The following is a 21,490-nucleotide window of genomic DNA, read 5'->3' on the forward strand; positions in this document are numbered from 1 at the left end:
TGCAACTAAACTTTAAAGAAAAAAACATTTTCTTTGTATCACTTTTTAAAACACATAAAAAAACAGAAGAAATATAGTATATGACATCATTCAATTTCAACAAATGGAATACCATTACAGGTTGGTTTGCATTTTCAATCGCATTAATAACCTATACACTTACTGTTGAACCCACCATGAGTTTTTGGGATTGTGGGGAATATATAGCTACTGCTGCAAAACTGGAGGTTGGACATCCACCTGGAGCTCCTTTATTTCAAATGATTGGTGCTTTCTTTGCAATGTTTGCTCTAGATAAAGAACACATTGCTTTGATGGTAAACATGACTTCGGTTTTTTCAAGTGCGTTTACTATATTATTTATGTTTTGGTCTTCGACTATGATTTTAAAAAAAGTTATAAGTCAATATACCGAAATCAACAAAGATAATGCCATTGTAATACTCGGAAGTTCTTTAGTAGGTTCACTAGCTTATACTTTCTCTGACAGTTTTTGGTTTAATGCAGTAGAAGCTGAAGTTTATGCCATGGCAAGCTTACTTATTTCATTACTTTTATGGTTAGGTCTGCGCTGGGAACAAGACATGGATACACCTAAAGGTCATAAATGGTTATTAATAATTTCACTTGTTGTTGGATTGTCTTTTGGGGTTCACTTCATGGCTCTCCTAACTATTCCTGCTATTGGTTTTTTATATTTCTTCAAAAACTACAAAGTAGTAACCGTTAAAAATTTCATAATCGCAAACATTGTAGTTGTTTCTGTTTTGCTTTTTATATTCAAATTATTATTACCCCTAACCATGGCATTCTTTGGTAAAACCGAAGTTTTTATGGTTAATTCAATGGGACTACCTTTTAATTCAGGAACCATATTTGTAACACTGCTTCTTATTGCTTTCTTTTATTTTGGATTGAATTTCACTCGTAAAAAAGGATTAGTGCATTACAACACCTTAATTCTATGCATCCTTTTTATTCTTATAGGATTCTCAACTTGGTTAATGTTACCTATTCGTGCTAATTCTGATACCGTAATCAACGAAAACAGACCATCAGATGCAGCAGAGGTCTTGGCTTACTACAATAGAGAGCAATATGGAGTAAATCCTTTGTTTTACGGCCCTCAATACACGGAAAGCTTTGTAGGACTAGATCCAACAACTCCTTATTTAGACAAAGCTCCCAATTACGAGAGAGACTACAAAACGGGCAAATATGTAATTGTAAATAATTATAAGAATGCTGAACAAAATTCTGATGACTCTCAAAAAACAATTTTGCCGAGAATGTGGAGTACCGAGCATATTGAAAACTATATAAACTTCACACATCCACCAGTATTTCGTATAGATCCTAATCACGATTATGATGAAGATTTAACAAAATATGGATTAGATCCAAATAAATTAAGCGAGGAAGATTACAACAAAGCGACTGCACAATTAAAAAATGAAACTGAAAAAACTGTTTCTGAGTTTAGACAAGCCTATGCTCAAAAACAAATTGACAACGATGGTTATGTTGCTTTCCTACAACATTACAAAGATTATTTAATCATTGATAAACCAACTACTGCAGACAATTTCAGCTTTATGTTTGAATACCAGTTTGGCTATATGTATTGGAGGTATTTAATGTGGAATTTTGTTGGAAGACAAAATGATGAACAAGGAAGATATGACTATCTTGACGGAAACTGGATAAGTGGAATTCCATTCGTAGATAATACACACATAATTTCTCAAGATAATTTACCTAACGATGTTTTAAACAATAAAGGTAGAAACGTTTATTTCTTCTTACCATTCATACTTGGTTTGATTGGAATTATGTATCATGCCAGCAAAGACAGAAAAAGCTTTTATGTACTATTTGCTCTTTTCCTTTTTATGGGAATCGCGTTGAAAATCTACCTAAACGAAAGACCTTTTGAACCTCGTGAAAGAGACTACGCTTTAGTAGGCTCATTTTATGTATTTGCAATCTGGATTGGTTTTGGTGTATATTCATTATATGAAAGTTTCCAAAAATATCTTTCTCCAAAAATTGCAGGACCCATTTTCATAGGAGCTTCTTTATTGGCTGCCCCAGTATTAATGGCTTATCAAAACTGGGATGATCACGACCGTTCTGGTAAATACACTGCAACTGCAATGGCAAAAGCTTATTTAGAGTCTTGTGATACAAATGCAATTTTATTTACTATTGGAGATAATGACACCTTCCCTCTTTGGTACGCCCAAGAAATTGAAGGAATTCGTACCGATATTAAAATTGTCAACACCAGTTTATTTATGACAGATTGGTATATTGATCAAATGAAGAGAAAAGCATACCAATCTAATGCCTTGCCTATTTCATTTACTCATGATGAGTATGTGGGTGACAAGCTAGATTATGTAGCACATATACCTAAAACAGAAAGCCGTTGGGACTTAAAAGCTTTTATAACATTCATAAAAGATCCAAGATCAACCGTAGAAATGCAAAACGGGCAAACGATACATTTTTATCCAACTAATAAAATCAGAATCCCTATAGACAAAGCCAATATTATTAAAAACAAGATCGTTGATCCAAAATTAAATGATTCTATTGTTTCTTATATTGACATTGATATAAAAGGAAGTGCCATATACAAAAACAGGCTGATGATGTTAGACCTTATCAATAACAACAACTGGAAAAGGCCTGTTTATTTTAGTGGAGGAGCGTTTGATGCTGAAGATTACTTGTGGATGAAAGATTACCTTCAATTGGAAGGTATGGTATATAAATTAGTCCCAATAAAAACAGCATTGCCAGAAGATTCAGGTCAAATGGATATGGGGCGAATTGACACAGAAAACATGTACGCAAAAGTAATGAAGTGGGACTGGGGAAATAGTGATAGTGATAAAATATATCACGATCCAGAAACCCGCAGAGAAAGTCTTACTTACAGAATGAATTTAGCGCGATTGATGAAACAACTCACCGCTGAAGGAAAGATAGACAAAGCAAAAAAAATCATTGAATTGGCAATGACAAAAATGCCTTTGGACAAATTTGGATATTACTCATTAGTTGAACCATTTGCAAAAGGATATTATGACGTTGGCGAAAAAGCAAAAGCTCATGATTTACTAGAAAAATTAATGGGTAAATATAAAGAGAACCTTAATTACTATGCTAAATTAATTCCATCTGAACAATCTGATGTAAGCATTGAAATCATTACCGATCTTGAAAGATATAGAAGCTTATTAACTGTAATGCAAGAAAGTAACGATATTGAATATTACAATTCCAGCAAAAAAACTTTCAATACATATATTGAGATATTTGCTCGATTTGGACGCAAAAAAGAATAAGCATTTGAAATAATCAAAAACAATTATAAATGTAGTGTCACTAGAAGGCGCTACATTTTTTTTGCTTAAAATTGAAATTAATTGTAGTATTGAATAATAAAACGAGCGTTGCCTTAAATTGAATAAAAGCTTAGCAAACAATATATTCTAATAAAAAAATAGCATCTAAGTATGAAACTCTATTGGGTTAAAACAAATACATTTATAAAAAAAATATTCTCCAATTATGTATGGGACATTCCAAATACAGCGAATAAAGTTTATATAACTTTTGATGATGGACCTACTCCTGATGTAACAAATTGGGTTTTGGAAGAATTAAAAAAATACCAAGCAAAAGCAACATTTTTTTGTATTGGAAAAAACATAGAAAGTAATCCGGATCTATTCAAAAAGGTAATCGATGAAGGACATGCAATAGGAAATCACACTTTCAATCATTATAATGGATGGAAAACAAATACAGAAGATTACTTAAAAAACATATTTCAATGTCAAACTGAAATTAATAAAATAAACTCCGCAAATAACAAGCTCTTCCGTCCGCCTTATGGCAAAATAAAAACATCACAATCTAAAAGATTGAAACAGTTAGGCTATAGAGTAATTATGTGGGATGTTCTCAGTGCTGATTTTGACCAAACCATAACACCTGAAAAATGTCTGGAAAATGTACTTCAAAATGTAGTTTCGGGAAGTATAATCATTTTTCATGACAGTGTAAAAGGATTCAAGAACCTAGAATATGTACTCCCTCAATCATTAAAAATATTAAAAGAAAGAGGCTTTACATTTGATACAATACAGTAAAGAACAAAAATAAGTGAAATTATATTTGTTCTTGTACAATTCCTATTAAGGTATTAGCATCAAGCTCACCAGATTGTCTCCAGATCATCATACCTTCCTTATAAATCATCAAGGTAGGTAAGCCTTTGATACGTAGAGCATCGGCTAATTCTTGATTCTTATCCACATCGATCATGATAACTTTTACTTTATCCCCAAGGGCTGCCGCTACATCTTTTATAACTGGATGCATCGATAGCGATGGTTCGTTCCAATCTGTGTAAAAGTCTATTAACACTGGAACTTGTGTATTTATAAGTTCTCCAAATTTTGACATAAAACCAAAATATTAAATTTTTATTAGTTTCAAAAAGAGATATTAGATTACAAATTTAGCATTTTAAACCAATTATGCTAATTTTTCACCCTTTATTAGTTGAATTACTGTAATCTCAGGCATAATTCCCACTCTCCCAGGATAAGCATGGAATCCAAATCCTCTATTTACATAGACATACCTTCCTAGGTTTTCATATAAACCTGCCCATTGTTTATACACATATTGCGCCAAACTCCATTTAAAAAAACCTGGAATTTCTATTCCAAACTGCATACCATGAGTATGACCCGAAAGTGTAAGCTGATAATGCTTTTCATCATGTTGTACTACTTCATCCCAATGGCTTGGATCATGACTCATTAAGATTTTAAAATCCTCCTTACCTAACTGCTGCGAAGCTTTATTCAGATCTCCAGCCTGCTTGAAGTTACGCCCCCAATTCTCTACTCCTACTAAAGCAATTCTATCACCATCTTTTTCAATAAAAGTATGTTCATTCAATAGTAATGAAAATCCTATTTGACCATATAATTTTTTTATATCTTCAAAATTTTTATCCTTGGCAGATTGTGATGGCCAAGTGACGTATTCGCCATAATCATGATTACCCAGAACCGAATATTTACCATATTCATGCTTCTTAATTTTATTAAACGTTTCAATCCATGGATGCATTTCCTTAGCATGAGTATTTACAATATCGCCTGTAAATAAAATCAAATCCGAATTTTGTTCATTAACCAAATCAATAGCATGGCTTATTTTTTCGGGATTATCAAAACTACCGCTATGAACATCCGAGATTTGAGTAATAGTAAAACCATCAAAAGCTGCTGGCAAATCTGGAAAATAGATTGCTTGTTTTATTACTTTAAAATTATATTTCCCCTCAAAGATTCCATATATCAATGACATAAAAGGAACCGCAGCAAGTCCTAAACCAATCTGACTAACGAATTTACGTCTGGAAGGCAAAAAAGTTTCTTTACTATTATTGTCAATAAAGTAACAAACTGCCCCAGCTGCTAGCCTAAAGACATCTTCTCCTAATAAAATAATAGTCACTACAATTTTTGGAACATATACCAAAAGTAACAACCCCATAGTGAACATGGTTTGCTTAGTCTGTCCTACCGAACGATCAAATTGAGTGAAAGAATAAACAATAAAAACGAAAAGTAAAAGACTAATTACTTGATATGAAATCAAAATCCATTTCAACTTTAATACTGTTTTAACAGCTTGAAATGCATAAAGTTCAATAAGAAAAAGAACCACACCGAAAAGTAATAAACGTAATATCATTATTTAGACAATTTTACACAAAGAAACAACTTATGAAAATGTAACGATTTATATTATAATAATTTTAACGCAAAAAAAGGGAGTAAATCTCTTTATCTCCCCTTTTCCTCTATTAAAACCAATAATATAATCGTTTTGGAATAAATCCAAATAATTCCAAAACAAAGAATTTATTATTTTTTTACTGCTGCTGTTTCAGTTTTTGCAGGCTCTTCTTTTTTAGCTGCTTTTTTGTGTTCTTTTTTAGTTGCTTTAGTCTCTTTAGCTGGAGTAGTTTGAGTTGGTGTAGTTTGTGCGTTTACCATAACTGTTGTTCCAAGAGCAATTGCCAATACCATCAATAATTTTTTCATGATTTTAAATTTTTAGATTAATAATTCATTTATTAATAGACCAAATTTATTGATGGTAAATGAAGATTAGATGAAGTTTTACCCTTCCAAAAAAAATTAACTTTTAATTAGGTTTTTGGTCTTTCGAAAACAATAAAACAAAAGTAGTCCCTACATTAATCTCCGATGTTATCTCAATCACAATATGATGAAATTGAGCAATACTTTCAACAATTGCAAGGCCAAGCCCTTGCCCCTCTTGATCCAAATTGACTCTGGCAAATCGTTTAAAAATATTTGCTTGTTGTTTCTCATTCATTCCAATACCCGAATCTGAAATGGACAAAAAATAGCTTCCTTCCAGAAAACCATCTTTAATTTCAATTTTACCAAATGGCTTGTTGTATTTTATAGCATTGACAATTAGATTATAAAACAAAATATGCATCAGCGTTTTGTTTCCAATGAAGCTAAAATGATGTTCAATATTTTTATCAAAAGACAATTCTTTATCTTCAATTCTATCTTGTAAATCAATAATCAAATCACTGATAATTTCATCAAAAACGATTGTTTCATTGGCTTCATATTGATTGTTTTCAATTTTTGAAATCAATAATAAATTACCAATTATCTTTTTTAATAAATCTAAAGTACTCAGGGAACTCGCAATTTTATCTACAACCGAATCTTCTAAAGAGGTGTTTTGCAGTAAATTTTCAAATTTGCTTTTCAGCAGTGCAATGGGAGTCAACAATTCATGCGAAACATTTGCGATAAACTGTTTTTCTTTTTTAAAGGATTCACTAATTCTGTCCATCATCTGATTCAGAACAAAATCTAGTTCCCGAAAATCTCTGGAATGCGATTGTATCGGAGTATGATCAAAAGCTTCTGGCTCATTGACATGCCGAATTTTAGTATCTATAATTTTATAAAAGGGCTTTAATAAATATTCGATATAAAAAGTATCTACCAGAAAAGTAATCACCACAATAATCGTAAGAACAATGATAATAAAAAGACGAATTATAAAGGTGAGATCATTTATTTCGCTTAAACTATTCCCTATTTCCAAAAGGTAGTTTGTGTTTTCATACTTAAAATAATATTGAAGAATCCTGTAATCATTGCTTTCTCCTTCAATTATTCGTGGCTCATTAATAAAGAAAGTGGCATCTGCTTTGCTATTAACAGAAACCCTCGAAAGCACTAAAAACTCACTGTGCAATGTCGAGAAACTAGCATAGGTCTCGGAGGTATCGTTCCTAACAATGAAATCATTTATTTCCTCTTTATCTAAGTGCTGAATGAATTTCTGCTTTTTCTCTAATAAACTTTTATTGATATGATTGTAAACTACTTTTTCGACCAAAACAGGAAGCATTAGCCATAAAATCAGAATCAAAAACAAACGAGTTAATGCATTAAAAATAGCCAGCTGATGTTTGAATTTCATGTCTAAATGTTTAGTGTTTGCTTAAAAAAATTTAACCATCTAATCTTTATTATTCTAAAAATGTTTCTAGAATCTAAACATTGATTCTATACCCAACATTTCGAACCGTTTCAAACCAATTAATTTCGGCATGTTTATCCAATTTCTTCCTCAGATTTCGAACATGCACATCTATAAAATTAGAGTCCGAATTCACTTCCAGAATATCTCCCCAAATATGTTCCGTAAGTTGCAAACGCGTTATTACCCGATTTTTATTCAGAACTAAATACTGAAAAATATCAAATTCCTTTTTGGTCAAATTAATTGGCGCTTCATTATAGCGCACTTTATAATCCTGCAATTGTAAACTAAACCCATGAATATCGAGTTGATTGACTGTAAACCCATGCATTCTTCTAATAATAGCAAACAAACGTGCACCCAATTCGGTCAAGGCAAAAGGCTTAGTCAGGTAATCATCAGCCCCTAGTTGCAATCCATTTATTCGATCTTGCAACTCCCCTTGCGCCGTAATAATTACGACAGCAATTTTAGAATCGGTTTTCCGAACTTCTTTCAAAACGTCAAAACCACTCCCATCGGGCAAACCCAAATCCAGAAGCATAACATCATAATCATTGCTATTAATTTCCTCCAATGCCTCTTCACAATTCTTAGAAATCTTGCAGATATAACCATTCCCCGAAAGATACTCCTTCAATTCGATGCCCAATTCGGGATTATCCTCAACAATAAGAATCTTCATTTTACACGCTTTTATATAACCGATAATAATTTAAAAAGATACTAAAAAATAACAACTAATAAAAAAGCAAACCCATTAGATTATTAAATCTTTAACGTATCCGAAAACACAAAAGCCAGCAAATTTCTTCACTGGCTTTCAAAAAACCATCAAACCAATTGTTTGGCAAACATCTCCCTGTACAACCAAAACACTAATTACTATTTAGCTTTGGGCGCAGTTGCTTCAGGCATAGCTGATTTTTTCTCCGTTTTAGCTTTTTTGTGTTTAGGGTGTTTCGTCATTTTCACTTCTTTCGTAGTAGCCGTTTTGTTTGCTGGCGTACTAGCGCTTACCATAACACTTGTTCCAAATAATACTGCGATTAACATCAATACTTTTTTCATGATTTCTAAAATTTTGAATTAATAATTGTTTATTTATAGATCAAATGTATAACCTGAAAATGAAGAATAAATGAAGATACAGCCCTCTCAAAAAGTTTAACTTTCCCTTAACTCATTACGTATTTAGGAGCAGAAAAATTAGGCTTTTTCAGGTTATATGGCACCTGCTCTCCGCTACAATATTTTTGTTTTTAAAGAAAAACAAAAATGATTTCCACTACGATCAGGGCTAAAGAGAAACATAAGGCATTTTTGTAATCATTTACAATATCTAGATTAGACCTAACAGGTTTCAAAAACCTGTTAGGTCTCCGTTGAAATACTACTATTACCTCCAAATAACCCCATTCATGGCGTTCGGAACCCCAAATTTGACGTCTCGAACCCCATCGTTGGCGTTCGGAACCCCACGGATGGCGTCATACAACCCCAAATTTGGCGTCAGGAACGCCAAGTTTTACGTCCCAGACGCCAAATTTCACGTCTAGAACGCCAACTTTGGCGTTGTATAACGCCAAAGTTGGGGTCTGAAACGCCATTGATGGGGTTCCGAACGCCAACGATGGGGTTCGAGACGCCAAATTTGAGGTTTTTACAGAAAATTGGTAACTCATTAATTATAACCTTCAACTTATATTAAACAAACACATTCGTTTTTCAAACGCAATTGTTTATTTTTACACCTCAAAATTTATTTCTATGTCACAAAAACGCCTTTACCTGCTCGATGCTTACGCCCTAATATTTCGTGGATATTTTGCTTTTATAAAAAACCCAAGAATCAATTCTAAAGGAATGGATACTTCGGCCATTATGGGATTTATGAATGCCCTTATGGATGTTATAAAAAGAGACAAACCCGATCATTTGGCAGTAGCTTTTGACAAAGGTGGAAGTACATATCGCTACGAAATGTATCAAGAATACAAAGCACATCGTGACGAAACTCCCGAAGCCATCAAAATTGCAGTTCCTTATATACAGGAATTATTGCGTGCCATGCACATTCCAATTATTGAAGTTGCTGGTTTCGAAGCCGATGATTTAATTGGAACCATTGCCAAACAAGCCGAAAAAGAGAATTACCAAGTTTTTATGGTAACGCCAGATAAGGATTTTGCACAATTGGTTTCAGAAAATATTTTCATGTACAAACCAGCAAGAATGGGGAACGACATCGAAATATGGGGAATCCCAGAAGTATTAGCTAAATTCGAAATCGAACGCCCGGAACAAGTGATAGATTTCCTAGGAATGATGGGCGACGCTGCCGATAATATTCCAGGATTACCAGGTGTTGGAGAAAAAACAGCTAAGAAATTCTTAGCTCAATACGGTTCTATGGAAAATCTTTTGGCCAATACCCATGAACTAAAAGGAGCCATAAAAGACAAAATCGAAGCCAATGCCGAATTGGGTTTATTATCCAAAAAACTAGCCACAATCCTTTTAGATTGTCCCGTACAATTCAACGAAGCCGATTACGAATTATCTAAACCAGATGTCGAAAAAACAGACGCTTTGTTTCAGGAATTAGAATTCCGTCAGATGAAAGCGCAGTTTGACAAACTATACAATCCAACCGTTGCTGTTGTCGAAGACAACAACTCTTCAGAAGCAACATCGACCAAAAAAGCACCAGCTAAAAAAACAAATGACGAACAATTCGATTTATTTGGTTTTTCTGATGAAGAAAGTGGCGAAGCAACACCTCATTCATTTTATGCTACATTAGAAAATACAGAACATTTTTACCAAAGTATTCAAGGAGATTTTGCTATAAAATTGCTGTTGCAAAATTTAATGAATCAAACTTCAGTTTGTTTTGATACCGAAACTACAGGAATTGATGCTTTGAATGCCGAATTGGTTGGAATGTCATTTTCTTTCGAAAAAGGAAAAGCATTTTATGTTCCTTTCCCAGAAAACCAAGATGAAGCTCAAGTTTTAGCAAATAAATTCAAACCGTTTTTCGAAAATGAAGCCATCGAAAAAATTGGTCAAAACGTCAAGTATGATTTAAAAATATTATCCAATTATGGTGTTCAAATAAAAGGAAAGTTATTTGACACAATGATTGCACATTATTTGATCAATCCTGATATGCGTCATAATATGGATGTTTTATCGGAAACGTATTTGAAATATTCTCCAAAATCTATTGAAGATTTAATAGGTAAAAAAGGAAAGAATCAAAAATCGATGCGCGATGTAGCTTTAGAAGACATCAAAGAATACGCTGCCGAAGATGCTGATATTACGTACCAATTGAAACAAAATTTCAGTCCGATTCTGGATAAAGCTGAAACTAAAAAATTATTTGACGAAATCGAGATTCCGTTAATTCCTGTTTTGGCAGCAATGGAACTAGAGGGAATCAATCTGGATGTTCCTTTTTTACAATCGATGTCGGTCGAAATGGCTCTCGAAAGTAATGCATTAGAACAAAAAATATATGAAACTGCTGGTGAGAAATTTAACCTTGCTTCACCAAAACAATTGGGTGATATTTTATTTGACAAATTAAAAATTGGCGGAGCCAAACAAAAGAAAACCAAAACTGGTCAATACGCAACTGGTGAAGAAGTTTTATCCTATTTAGCCAATGACAATCAAATTGTAAAAGACATTTTGGAATGGCGCCAAATGGTAAAATTACAAAGTACTTATATTGATGCTTTACCAAATCAGGTTGATAAAAAAACAGGACGCGTACATACGGACTATATGCAAACGGTAGCAGCAACAGGGCGTTTGAGCTCTAATAATCCTAACTTGCAAAATATACCTGTAAGAACCGAAAGAGGACGATTAATCCGAAAAGCTTTTATTCCTCGCGATGAAAATTACACCTTAGTTTCTGCGGATTATTCTCAGATAGAATTACGTATCATCGCAGCTTTGTCTGGTGAAGAAAATATGATTAAAGCTTTCCAAAATAACGAAGATATTCATAGAAGTACTGCTGCCAAAGTATTCAATGTTCCATTGGAAGAAGTAACCAAAGAACAGCGTAGCAATGCCAAAACGGTGAACTTTGGAATCATCTACGGAGTTTCAGCTTTTGGATTAAGTAATCAAACATCGCTTTCGCGAAAAGAAAGCGCCGAATTGATTGATGCGTATTATGCAACTTATCCAAAACTAAAATCATACATGTCTAATCAAGTTGATTTTGCCAGAGAGAATGGTTATGTACAAACTATTTTAAGCAGAAGACGCTATTTAAAAGATATTAATTCCGCCAATGCAATCGTTCGTGGTGGTGCAGAACGTAATGCTGTCAACGCACCAATTCAAGGAAGTGCTGCAGATATTATTAAAATTGCAATGATTAATATTCACAAAAAACTAACTTCCGAAAACTGGAAATCTAAGATGTTACTACAAGTACATGATGAGCTTGTGTTTGATGTACACAATTCTGAATTAGAAAAAATCCAACCAATGATTAAACAAGAAATGGAAAATGCAGTCAAACTGGAAGTTCCGCTAGATGTTGAAATTGGTTTAGGTAAAAACTGGTTAGAAGCTCATTAATCTTTCTTTTACAAAATAAAAAATCCACCAGAAGCTAATGCTCTTGGTGGATTTTATTTTTACAATCAATTTGACTTACTATTTTTTTATTCTTTCAATTCAATAGCATAACAATTACCATCAGCGCTTCCAAAATAAACAGTATTATTAGCTATAAAAGGGGAAGAAACAATAGAACCTAATTTATAAAATTGATCCATAATCGTTTTATTAACATCATACATGGAAAGATCAGCTCCCTTAGCAGCATACGAAAAGTCAATTAGATTGTTATTGAGAATGTCTGGGGCAAATTCCTTTCTACCTTCAGTACTAAAAACACTTGATTCTTTATTTGAATCTTTAATATGTACAGCAAAAAAGTCACCAGTGAAATCTCCAAAATAAGCTGTTTCGCCCATTATAGCTGGAGAGGAATATATATAACCGTTTGCCTTAAACTTAAACACTTCCTTTCCACTTTTGGCATCCAATCCCAACAGCAAAAAAGTATCAGAAGTGCCAACATATACCACACCATCAACCACAACCGCCGAACTTAAAATCCATGAATAAGCGGCATCATATTTCCAGAACAGTTTCCCTGTTTCGGCATTAACAGCAAATAAAAAAGGATCACGAGCTCCAAAATAAACCATACCATCGGCAACCGCTACACTTGATTCAATTCCTTTAAAACCAGTTTGTGTTCCAGTTTCAAACTTCCAACGTTCTTTTCCGGTTTCTATATCTATCGCATACAAATTAGCATCCCAACTCCCAATATACAAAGTCTTTTTATTAAGAACAGGGCTGCAGTGAATTGAACCATTTGTTTTAAATTTCCATCTCAGTTCTCCTGTATTAGCATTGAGAGCATATACATTTCCATCACTGCTTCCAAAAAATATTCTAGGTTCTTTGCCCTCAGAATTTATGACTGGAGTTGACAAAAAGAAATCCCATAAATCTTCCATATACATGTCAACAGGTTTCATGCCTAAAAAACTTTTTTCACCAGACCATTGCTCACCACCCGTTTTAAACTTCCATTTCAAATTACCTGTTTTGGTATCAATAGCATAATAATATCCATCAAAACTACCTATGTAAACCATGTTTTTGAAAATTGCTGGAGAACTATGTACAGCTCCGCCCGTTTGGAATTTCCAATGCAGTTTTCCAGTCTTTTCCTCAATAGCATAAAGATAACCATCTTCGCTACCTATATAAACAATTCCACGATCAACAATAGGAGATGAAAAAATCTTTCCTTTGGTTTTAAAAGCCCATTTAAGATTGCCTAAAGGATTATATTTTCCACCTTTAAAAACATGGTTCTGAAATGGACTAATTGCCATTGTTTTGTCTTGCTGACCAAAAACATCTGAATTATTAACTACTAAAAAAACCAGTAATACACATACTAAGTACCATCTATTCATATAATGCTATTTTTAAATTCCAACATTCACATTTCATAGTTCTAAAATAAACCTATAAAACATCTGCTGAACATAATTAACTCCTAAACAAATTTTTAATAAAACAAAAATCAATGAATCTAAAAAAGTAATATTTGAATTACTAAAATAGGCAATTTTATCCTACAACATAAACCGATAAGTCATTTTTATCAAAAAGATATTGGTAGGTTTGCTTCCAAGTATTTGTGAATTCAATTCATTAAATAAATTTTCGTTGGTAATATCATTAGATGTTATGGCTTGTGACCAAACTAAAAACAACTCTGAGCCAGGAATATATTCCCAACGTACCACTAAATTAGATTGAAATTGTGCAACGGAAAAATCAGGATTATGAATATTGTAATCTACAGTACCATCGATATCCTCATCTATTTTATAGTTATTATTAGCTTCATCAAAATTAATCTGATTTGTATTATACAGACTTACTCTATCTCCATAATAATCTGCCAAAGGATTAACTACTTTATTAAGATGATTATATTTCCCTTTTGAAATAAAAGGCTGTCCATAATATTGAATGGTTAAATTCGGATTAATATTATAATCCAATCGAATAGATGCGCTCAGTGTATTTTGATCTAAATTACCCGTAATATACCTCGCTTCACCATTAAATCTGGATTCGGTAATGTATTGTAATTTATTTTTATTGACAGAAAAACCAGGGCTCAAAGAAAAAGTAAAAGCATTCACAGGCTGGTAAATAATTCCCAAACCAAATTCTCTATAAGAAAATGAATTGTCCTTTCCTTGACCGTCATAAATAAATCCATTATACTTGAATTTTTTTCTGCTATCAGATGTAATACTAATCGATTTAAAAAACTCTTCGGAATAGCGAAATCTTGGTCCGCCTTGCAAAATAGAATTGGAATAGTTTACAGGCTTATAAATTACTGATGCAATGGCACTCCAATTATTTCTTAAAATTGCATTCGAAGTGACAGTATAGTTCATTTTATTATAATTCCCATCAAAGTCAAAATTTGAAAATTGCTCAAACTGTGTCGTTACTTTTCTAAATTGCCCAAATGGTTTTAAAGTTTCATACGATAAAAATGAATATTGTTTAATATCATCAGCCTGACGCAAAAAGCCAATATCGTTTAATTCCAATTCGGGAGATCTCCAAATAAATGACGCATGATATCGCCAGCTTCCAACGCTTGCTTTTCCAATTTCGAATTTACCTCCTGTTCCCGTTAATGATGTTCTTTCAGGATCAACTGAAACATTTTCCGCATCGACTCTTTGAAACAAATGTGTTATACTTCGTTGAGTAATTGTTATTGCTTCTTTACTACCGTTGACTTGGCTCATTACAGCATTTCCTTTAAAATAGTATTTTCTATTCTTCCAATTGTGCATAAAATCAATCCCCGATGTATAGGCTGATTTATGAATAAAATTGAGATTATTTTCATCAACATTTCGATTTGTAGCAGTAAAAATTCCTCCTATATAACTATTCCGATTATTAAAATCCTTTTGTACTCTGGTAACTAAATAATTGGTAAAAGGTTCTACTAATTCCTCCTTTTTATTACCATCTTCTAAAATTTCTGCAAATTCATTTTTAGTTACACTTTCAAGTACACCTATAGACCAGCCACTTTTAGTTTTACCACTAAATTTCGCTGCTCCCAAAATAGTTGTATTATCAGGCATTGAAACAAAAGCTTGATCTGAAACAGTTGGAATACTGTGAGGATTACCCCCAATTCTGCGGGAATAAAATAAATTATCCTGATTATCAGCAAAGATATAGTCGAATATATTTTTGTTCTCTACGAAAAACGGCCGACGTTCCTCATAAAAAATCTGAAAACCATCCAGTGCAATTGCAGCAGGATCGGCTTCTACCTGACCAAAATCAGGATTAATAGTCATATTTAAAGTTAAATCATTGGTTATACCAATCTTTGCATCCAAACCTCCATTTATTTTAAAATCGTTTCCGTCTTTATACGGATTTCCTTCTTGAGGCGGATAGGTTTCTAATTTAGAAAGTAAAAACGGCTGTATTTCAATTTGTCGTTTTGGAGACAAACCAATCAAACCGTGTAATTCTCCAAACTCACTCACCCATCCAGGAGCATCAAGAGGAATACGTTGCCAAACCGAGCGTTCTTCAGTTCTAAAATATCTTCTGGTGGATTCCAATCCCCAAACTTGTTCTGGAGCATCACTAAACTTTAGCTGACTTAACGGAATTTTGATTTCCGCGGTCCAGCCTTCCTCATCTACATTGGTTTTTAAATACCAAATTGGATTCCAGTTTCCTTCCCAAGTTTTTCCGTTATCTGAAATAAAACCATCGCTTTTTACTCCTGCAACAGATCCCGCAAAAGAAAAGGCTGTGAGCTGATCGTTATGACTGCTAATGTTTATTTCAATCCAATCGCCTTCAAAACCGTCTCTTCTCGATAATCTTTTTACAATTCCTTTCGGGTCTTTGTCATAACATCGAAATCCAAAATAAATGAATTCAGAATCATACACCACTTTAAACTTAGTTTGTTCAAGAGGTTCTGTATTCTCATCTGGAAGATTTTCTATAAAATCCCCAGTCCAATCTACAATATCCCAACTCGTATCCGTTAGAAGTCCATCTATAACTGGAGGCGCAAGAGTTCCTAATGCTTTTGTGGTGTAAACTTTTCTGGCAACTTTAGGAGCTTGTTGCCCAAAACTCATTTGAAAGACGAGCGACAATAACAACAGACACTTTTTAGAATGAATTATATTTCTGTCTTTAAGTAAATTAAATTGCATCACAGAAATCCTGAATTATTTATTCAATTCCAATACCCACATTTTCATCGCAGGAATAATTCTCTTATCCAATGATGGTAAAACTTCATCTGTAACTACATTTTTTGCAGATTTGAATCCAGTAGTTCTTTCATCGTATTTCTGAAAATCAATCTCTTTTTCGGAATTACTGGCATTCATAACACACATAATAGTTTGATTTTCGTCATATCTAAAATAAACATACAAACCATCAACAGGAATATACTGCATCATTTTACCTGTTTTAAGAGCCGATGCATTTTTTCTAAAATTTGCCAGTTTACGAACTAATTCCTGAGTTGATTTTTCATCATCAGTCATTCCTTTTCCTGTAAAGGCATTTTTTGTATCTTCTTTCCATCCGCCAGGAAAATCGGCACGAACCAAACCATCGGGTGCTTTAAATCCTTTTACTAAAACTTCAGACCCGTAATACAATTGCGGAACTCCTCTACAAGTCAATAACCATTGAAATCCTATCTTTTGCTTTTCGACATTCTCACCTACCACTGAAAAGAAACGAGGCTCATCATGATTGTCCAACAATAATACTTTCTGCATTGAATTTTTACTTAAAAAATCACTGCTCAAAGTATAATACAATCTGTTGACACCTGTTGTCCAACCAAAAGGTTCTGTCAAAGCAGGAATTATTCCGTAATACAAACTTTGGAAATCTACCACCGATGGCAAATTACTTTTAAAAGTTGCGTCTATATTATTTTGTTCAAAATACGCCTGATTGGCCACACCATGAACCATAACTTCTCCATAAATAGTCATTTTCGGAAACTCATCCATAATCGCTTTATTGCAACGATTTGCAAAATCTAAATCATTATAAGTATACGTATCAAGACGAACACCATCAATTCCAAATTTTTCAATATGCCAAATACAATTCTGAATAATGAAATTGGCCATAAAAAGATTATCCTGATTGATATCTGGCATTATAGTATCAAACCAACCATCACTCATTCTTTTTTTATCCGATTTGGAACCATACGGATCAAACAATGTAATTTCTCTATAATTAGTTTGTGTATAAGCAGGCCAACGATGAACCCAATCATTTGCTGGCGGGTCCAATTCTAAAAAATTATACGAACCCATATGATTGTAAACGGCATCGAAAATAAGCTTCATTCCTCTTGCATGTAATTGATCACTCAACTTTTCGTACAGAGCATCGCCACCATATCGGGCATCAATTTTATAATGATTGGTAATAGCGTATCCGTGTTCGGTTCTCTTAGCCATATCATTTTCCATAACCGGAGTAAGCCACAATGTAGTTAAGCCAAGCCCTTGAATATAATCGAGATTATTAATCACACCTTGTAAGTCTCCTCCATGACGATCGTACATTTCGTTTCGGTTAAGAGATTGATCCCTCATTCCTTTAACTCTGTCATTGGATGGATCTCCGTTGCTGAAACGATCCGGCATAGCTAAATAGATAAAGTCGCTAGAGGTAACACCTTGCGCATATTGTGTTCCATTGCCTACTCTCCTATTATAGATTGGCCATTTTATTTTTTGCTTTCCGCTTTTTTGATTCAATTCTATAATCACATCACCAGCTACTGTTTCGGGCGCAATGACAATATCAACTGCAATGTATTTTTTGTTGGAAAATGAATAGGTTTTAATAATGCTAACCCCTGGATAATTAATTTTGACATTATCTGTAGTAAAAGAATCATCAGTACTTCGAATGAGTAATTGGACTGAATTGGTCTTCATACCCGTCCACCAATTCGTTGGATAAATTTCGGTGTTTTTTGCTTGAATCGTCAAAGAAAAACCAAACAATAGTATTGAAATTAAAATCGTTTTTTTCATAATGGTTACATAAATGGTTAAATAGTCTGCGAAAGATATTTCACTTTTTATCTATCAAAAAGCCACTTATTTAAACAACCTATTTTGTATTGTAAACAACCATTTTAAGTACTTTATGTCATTTGAATACAAAAACATGCTTTCTATACTGATTGATTTTGATTCTAAAACAAAACCATTAGCTTTACAATTCAGAAAACAAATTGAACAACGAATAAACTGTTATGTATTCCAGAAAAACATCTCAAAAAACAAAAATGTATGTATTCTATTGGTTAGGATATATCTTGTTGTTCAGCTTAATTCAAGGTTTACCAACTGCCGATTTTTGGAGAGCATTATCCAATGAATGTTATAGTGTACTACCTAGAATATTATTTGTTTTACTGATTGTCGAAATAGCAATGCCTTTTATATTCTTTAAAAAGAAAAAGACACTCTTCCTTTTCATTTACATTTTTTCAATCCTGTTCTTTGCCTTCATTCAGCGATTAATTGACAATTATATTATCATTGCTTTCAATTTAACCGAATGGAAAGCCGAATCATTATTATATGCACCCGCCTACTTATATAATGTGATCAAATTGCAATTTGTTGTTACTATTCCATTGTCTATAAAATTGGTTTATTATCTTGCTGAAGAGAAAAACAGAGTTCAGTCAATACTGACCGAAAAACTGCAATCCGAATTATTTTCATTACGAAACCAATTTCATCCACATTTTTTGTTCAATGTTCTTAATAGTTTATATTCCAAAATTCTGAGTAAATCAGATGATTCTGCCGACATTGTACTTAAAATCTCAGACTTTCTTAGGTATTCTGTTTATGATGTAAATACTAAATACATTCCTTTAGCAAAAGAAATAGAGTATTTAAAAAACTACATTTCACTACAACAATTGCGATTTGACAACCGACTTGAACTAAGTTTCAGCATTAATGGAAGTATCGAGAATCAGTTTATAGAGCCTTTTTTAATTCTTCCTTTTATTGAAAACAGTTTCAAATACTGCCTAGATGACATCAATTATCAAGCCTGGATTACGATCTCTATTAGTACATCTGATGAATGGTTGGTCTTTAAAATTGAAAATAGTTTACCCCCAGATTTTATCAAAAATAAAAATAGTAACAATCCTTATAGTGGAGTTGGGATAATCAATGTAAAAAGAAGATTGGAATTACTTTACCCCGATCAACATCTTTTAACCATTAAAAACGAAGAAGATTCTTTTTTTGTTTCTTTAAAAATAAAAACAAATGACGCCAACTAGAATCAATTGCATTATTATAGAAGACGAACTCCCCGCATCAATTGTACTTGAAATGCATATTTCTAAATTTGATTTTTTGGATTTAAAAGGAAAATTCATGAGTACAAACACAGCATTGAATGTTTTGAAAACTCAAAAAATAGATTTACTTTTTTTAGATATTAATTTACCTGGAAAATCAGGAATTGAATTTGCAAAATCTTTACCAAAAGATATTGGAATTATTTTCACAACAGCCAATCCACAATACGCAGTAGAAGGATTTGAATTAGAAGCAATTGATTATTTATTGAAACCTATTTCGTTCGAAAGGTTTTCAAAAGCGATTGACAAATATTGTAAAATCCAGAAAACAAATCAGAAAATAGATCAATTAGAACAAACTGAAACTGAACGTCATTTTGTTTTTGTAAAATGCGAAAGAAAAATGCTCAAACTTTATTTGGACGAGATTGTCTATTTTGAATCACAAGGCAACTATTTACTAATCCATACCGAAAAGGATTGTTTCAAAACCCACCAATCAATTACAGAGATGATTGAAAAATTACCCGAAGGATTATTTTGCAGAATTCATCGCTCTTTCTTGATTACTCTGAAAAAAGTAACAAAATTCAATAGCCGTTCTGTAACTATCAAAAATAAAATTTTACCGATTGGTCGATTGTACAGTACCGAAACGATTACTTTATTACAATCGTTTGTAAAAAACTAGACGCTTTTCTTTAATCACTGAAAAACATAAAAAAAGCCATTCCTTAATTTTGAATGGCTTTTCGACTATTATTTAGTAGACTCTCTTTCTTTTAATTTTGTTTTGATAACTACCGTTTCATAAGGTTTGTGTTCGTCTTTTGATTCTAATCTATCGATTAGTAATCTTACCGCTTCTTCACCAATCTCAATTCCATGCTGACTAACTGTTGTTAAACTTGGTGACAATCTTCTGGAAGCGAGAATTCCATCAGCAAAACCTATAATTTTTAAATCTTTAGGGATTTTATATCCTTTCTTTACCCCAACTTTTAAAGCTGCTACCGAATCGTTTTCTTCCAATGCAAAAACTCCATCAATCAAATTATTAGAATATAACTCATTAATCTTCTCTGCTAAATCATGATCTGATTCTGATTCAGTTCGAATAATAATATTTTCATTGATTTCGATATTATTTAGTTCCAAGGCTTTTAAATACCCTTCAGCCCTTAATTTACCAACACTTAAATTATTTGAAGAAGAAATTAAGGCAATGTTTTTACACCCTAAATCAATCAAGTGCTGTGTCGCATTTTGACCTGAATCAAAATCATCAACAATCACTTTATCACATTCAACTTCATCTGTTGTTCTATCAAACATTACTATAGGTGTCCCATCATTTATAATAGAATTAAAATGACTGTAATCATGCAATTTTTGTGCTTCTTCAGAAATAGACAAAACAAAACCATCAATAGTCCCATTACTCAACATCTCCATAGTATGAGCCTCTTTATCTAAAGACTCATTAGATATACACATAATCACATTATAACCCCTTTCGTCTGCCACTTTCTCTATACCACTAAAAACCTTTGCAAAAAAAGAGTTCAATATATTAGGTATAATAACTCCAATCGTCTTAGTTTTTCGGTTTTTAAGATTTAAACCAATAACATTGGGTTTGTAGTTTTTTAATTTGGCGTATTCTTTAATTCTAATTTTAGTTTGTTCACTAATTTCGGGACTATCATTAAGCGCTTTAGAAACAGTAGATACCGAAACATTAAGTTCTTTTGCAATTTGTTTTAATGTTGCTTTTGCTTTCATTTGGAGGGTGGTATTTGAGCTAAATTAATA

The 21,490-nt window shown here is 32.8% G+C and carries 15 protein-coding genes; 5 read left to right on the plus strand and 10 right to left on the minus strand.

Annotated elements, in window-relative coordinates:
- Positions 1-80 precede the first annotated feature (80 nt).
- On the plus strand, positions 81-3,356 hold the full coding sequence (locus tag CLU82_RS06380) for a DUF2723 domain-containing protein (RefSeq protein ID WP_100842299.1): 3,276 nt from the start codon (positions 81-83) through the stop codon (positions 3,354-3,356).
- A gap of 171 nt (positions 3,357-3,527) precedes the next feature.
- Positions 3,528-4,166 carry a polysaccharide deacetylase family protein gene (locus tag CLU82_RS06385; protein WP_100842300.1) on the plus strand — a complete coding sequence of 213 codons (639 nt, stop codon included), beginning with the start codon at positions 3,528-3,530 and terminating at the stop codon, positions 4,164-4,166.
- Positions 4,167-4,185: 19 nt separating this feature from the next.
- On the opposite strand, the gene CLU82_RS06390 is transcribed toward CLU82_RS06385, so the two are convergent.
- From CLU82_RS06390 to CLU82_RS06415, 6 genes are all read right to left on the minus strand, one after another.
- Complete coding sequence (locus tag CLU82_RS06390) at positions 4,186-4,482, minus strand: co-chaperone YbbN (RefSeq protein WP_100842301.1); 297 nt, start codon at positions 4,480-4,482, stop codon at positions 4,186-4,188.
- A 72-nt stretch (positions 4,483-4,554) separates the two neighbouring features.
- A complete protein-coding gene (locus CLU82_RS06395; protein ID WP_100842302.1) occupies positions 4,555-5,790 on the minus strand; it encodes a metallophosphoesterase in 1,236 nt (411 codons plus the stop codon).
- Positions 5,791-5,963: 173 nt separating this feature from the next.
- The gene (locus CLU82_RS06400; RefSeq protein ID WP_100842303.1) at positions 5,964-6,143 is read right to left on the minus strand and encodes a hypothetical protein; all 180 of its coding nucleotides are present in this window, start codon (positions 6,141-6,143) and stop codon (positions 5,964-5,966) included.
- Between the two features lie 103 nt (positions 6,144-6,246).
- The gene (locus CLU82_RS06405; RefSeq protein WP_232735225.1) at positions 6,247-7,581 is read right to left on the minus strand and encodes a cell wall metabolism sensor histidine kinase WalK; all 1,335 of its coding nucleotides are present in this window, start codon (positions 7,579-7,581) and stop codon (positions 6,247-6,249) included.
- 73 nt (positions 7,582-7,654) lie between these two features.
- Positions 7,655-8,329: a response regulator transcription factor gene (locus CLU82_RS06410; RefSeq protein WP_100842304.1), complete on the minus strand. Its 675-nt coding sequence runs from the start codon at positions 8,327-8,329 to the stop codon at positions 7,655-7,657.
- A gap of 200 nt (positions 8,330-8,529) precedes the next feature.
- A complete protein-coding gene (locus CLU82_RS06415) occupies positions 8,530-8,715 on the minus strand; it encodes a hypothetical protein (protein ID WP_100842305.1) in 186 nt (61 codons plus the stop codon).
- Positions 8,716-9,414: 699 nt separating this feature from the next.
- On the opposite strand from CLU82_RS06415, the gene polA reads away from it, so the two are divergent.
- Positions 9,415-12,255, plus strand: coding sequence for a DNA polymerase I (gene polA / locus CLU82_RS06425; protein WP_100842307.1), 2,841 nt, complete (start codon positions 9,415-9,417; stop codon positions 12,253-12,255).
- Between the two features lie 86 nt (positions 12,256-12,341).
- Here polA and CLU82_RS06430 read toward each other — a convergent pair whose 3' ends face one another.
- The 3 genes from CLU82_RS06430 to CLU82_RS06440 form a co-directional block, all read right to left on the minus strand.
- Positions 12,342-13,679, minus strand: coding sequence for a PQQ-binding-like beta-propeller repeat protein (locus tag CLU82_RS06430; protein ID WP_100842308.1), 1,338 nt, complete (start codon positions 13,677-13,679; stop codon positions 12,342-12,344).
- A gap of 162 nt (positions 13,680-13,841) precedes the next feature.
- Complete coding sequence (locus CLU82_RS06435) at positions 13,842-16,448, minus strand: DUF5916 domain-containing protein (RefSeq protein WP_232735226.1); 2,607 nt, start codon at positions 16,446-16,448, stop codon at positions 13,842-13,844.
- Between the two features lie 69 nt (positions 16,449-16,517).
- Complete coding sequence (locus CLU82_RS06440; RefSeq protein ID WP_100842310.1) at positions 16,518-18,371, minus strand: alpha-amylase family glycosyl hydrolase; 1,854 nt, start codon at positions 18,369-18,371, stop codon at positions 16,518-16,520.
- 257 nt (positions 18,372-18,628) lie between these two features.
- Here CLU82_RS06440 and CLU82_RS06445 point away from each other — a divergent pair, with 257 nt between their 5' ends.
- On the plus strand, positions 18,629-19,651 hold the full coding sequence (locus CLU82_RS06445) for a sensor histidine kinase (RefSeq protein ID WP_157813332.1): 1,023 nt from the start codon (positions 18,629-18,631) through the stop codon (positions 19,649-19,651).
- Entirely contained in the window at positions 19,638-20,366 is a 729-nt protein-coding gene (locus CLU82_RS06450; protein WP_100842312.1) for a LytTR family DNA-binding domain-containing protein, read from the plus strand. The genes CLU82_RS06445 and CLU82_RS06450 overlap by 14 nt, the downstream gene beginning before the upstream one ends.
- A gap of 68 nt (positions 20,367-20,434) precedes the next feature.
- On the opposite strand, the gene CLU82_RS06455 is transcribed toward CLU82_RS06450, so the two are convergent.
- On the minus strand, positions 20,435-21,460 hold the full coding sequence (locus CLU82_RS06455; protein ID WP_100842313.1) for a LacI family DNA-binding transcriptional regulator: 1,026 nt from the start codon (positions 21,458-21,460) through the stop codon (positions 20,435-20,437).
- Positions 21,461-21,490: the final 30 nt, after the last annotated feature.

The sequence above is a fragment of the Flavobacterium sp. 5 genome (genome assembly GCF_002813295.1).
Classification (GTDB): Bacteria; Bacteroidota; Bacteroidia; order Flavobacteriales; family Flavobacteriaceae; genus Flavobacterium.

Bases quoted from the DNA above. Each gene is read 5' to 3' on its own strand.
- CLU82_RS06455 (WP_100842313.1), bottom strand. From the start codon at position 21,460: ATGAAAGCAAAAGCAACATTAAAACAAATTGCAAAAGAACTTAATGTT.
- polA (WP_100842307.1), top strand. From the start codon at position 9,415: ATGTCACAAAAACGCCTTTACCTGCTCGATGCTTACGCCCTAATATTT.
- CLU82_RS06400 (WP_100842303.1), bottom strand. From the start codon at position 6,143: ATGAAAAAATTATTGATGGTATTGGCAATTGCTCTTGGAACAACAGTT.
- CLU82_RS06450 (WP_100842312.1), top strand. From the start codon at position 19,638: ATGACGCCAACTAGAATCAATTGCATTATTATAGAAGACGAACTCCCC.
- CLU82_RS06395 (WP_100842302.1), bottom strand. From the start codon at position 5,790: ATGATATTACGTTTATTACTTTTCGGTGTGGTTCTTTTTCTTATTGAA.
- CLU82_RS06410 (WP_100842304.1), bottom strand. From the start codon at position 8,329: ATGAAGATTCTTATTGTTGAGGATAATCCCGAATTGGGCATCGAATTG.
- CLU82_RS06390 (WP_100842301.1), bottom strand. From the start codon at position 4,482: ATGTCAAAATTTGGAGAACTTATAAATACACAAGTTCCAGTGTTAATA.
- CLU82_RS06385 (WP_100842300.1), top strand. From the start codon at position 3,528: ATGAAACTCTATTGGGTTAAAACAAATACATTTATAAAAAAAATATTC.
- CLU82_RS06380 (WP_100842299.1), top strand. From the start codon at position 81: ATGACATCATTCAATTTCAACAAATGGAATACCATTACAGGTTGGTTT.
- CLU82_RS06440 (WP_100842310.1), bottom strand. From the start codon at position 18,371: ATGAAAAAAACGATTTTAATTTCAATACTATTGTTTGGTTTTTCTTTG.
- CLU82_RS06415 (WP_100842305.1), bottom strand. From the start codon at position 8,715: ATGAAAAAAGTATTGATGTTAATCGCAGTATTATTTGGAACAAGTGTT.
- CLU82_RS06445 (WP_157813332.1), top strand. From the start codon at position 18,629: ATGTATGTATTCTATTGGTTAGGATATATCTTGTTGTTCAGCTTAATT.
- CLU82_RS06430 (WP_100842308.1), bottom strand. From the start codon at position 13,679: ATGAATAGATGGTACTTAGTATGTGTATTACTGGTTTTTTTAGTAGTT.
- CLU82_RS06405 (WP_232735225.1), bottom strand. From the start codon at position 7,581: ATGAAATTCAAACATCAGCTGGCTATTTTTAATGCATTAACTCGTTTG.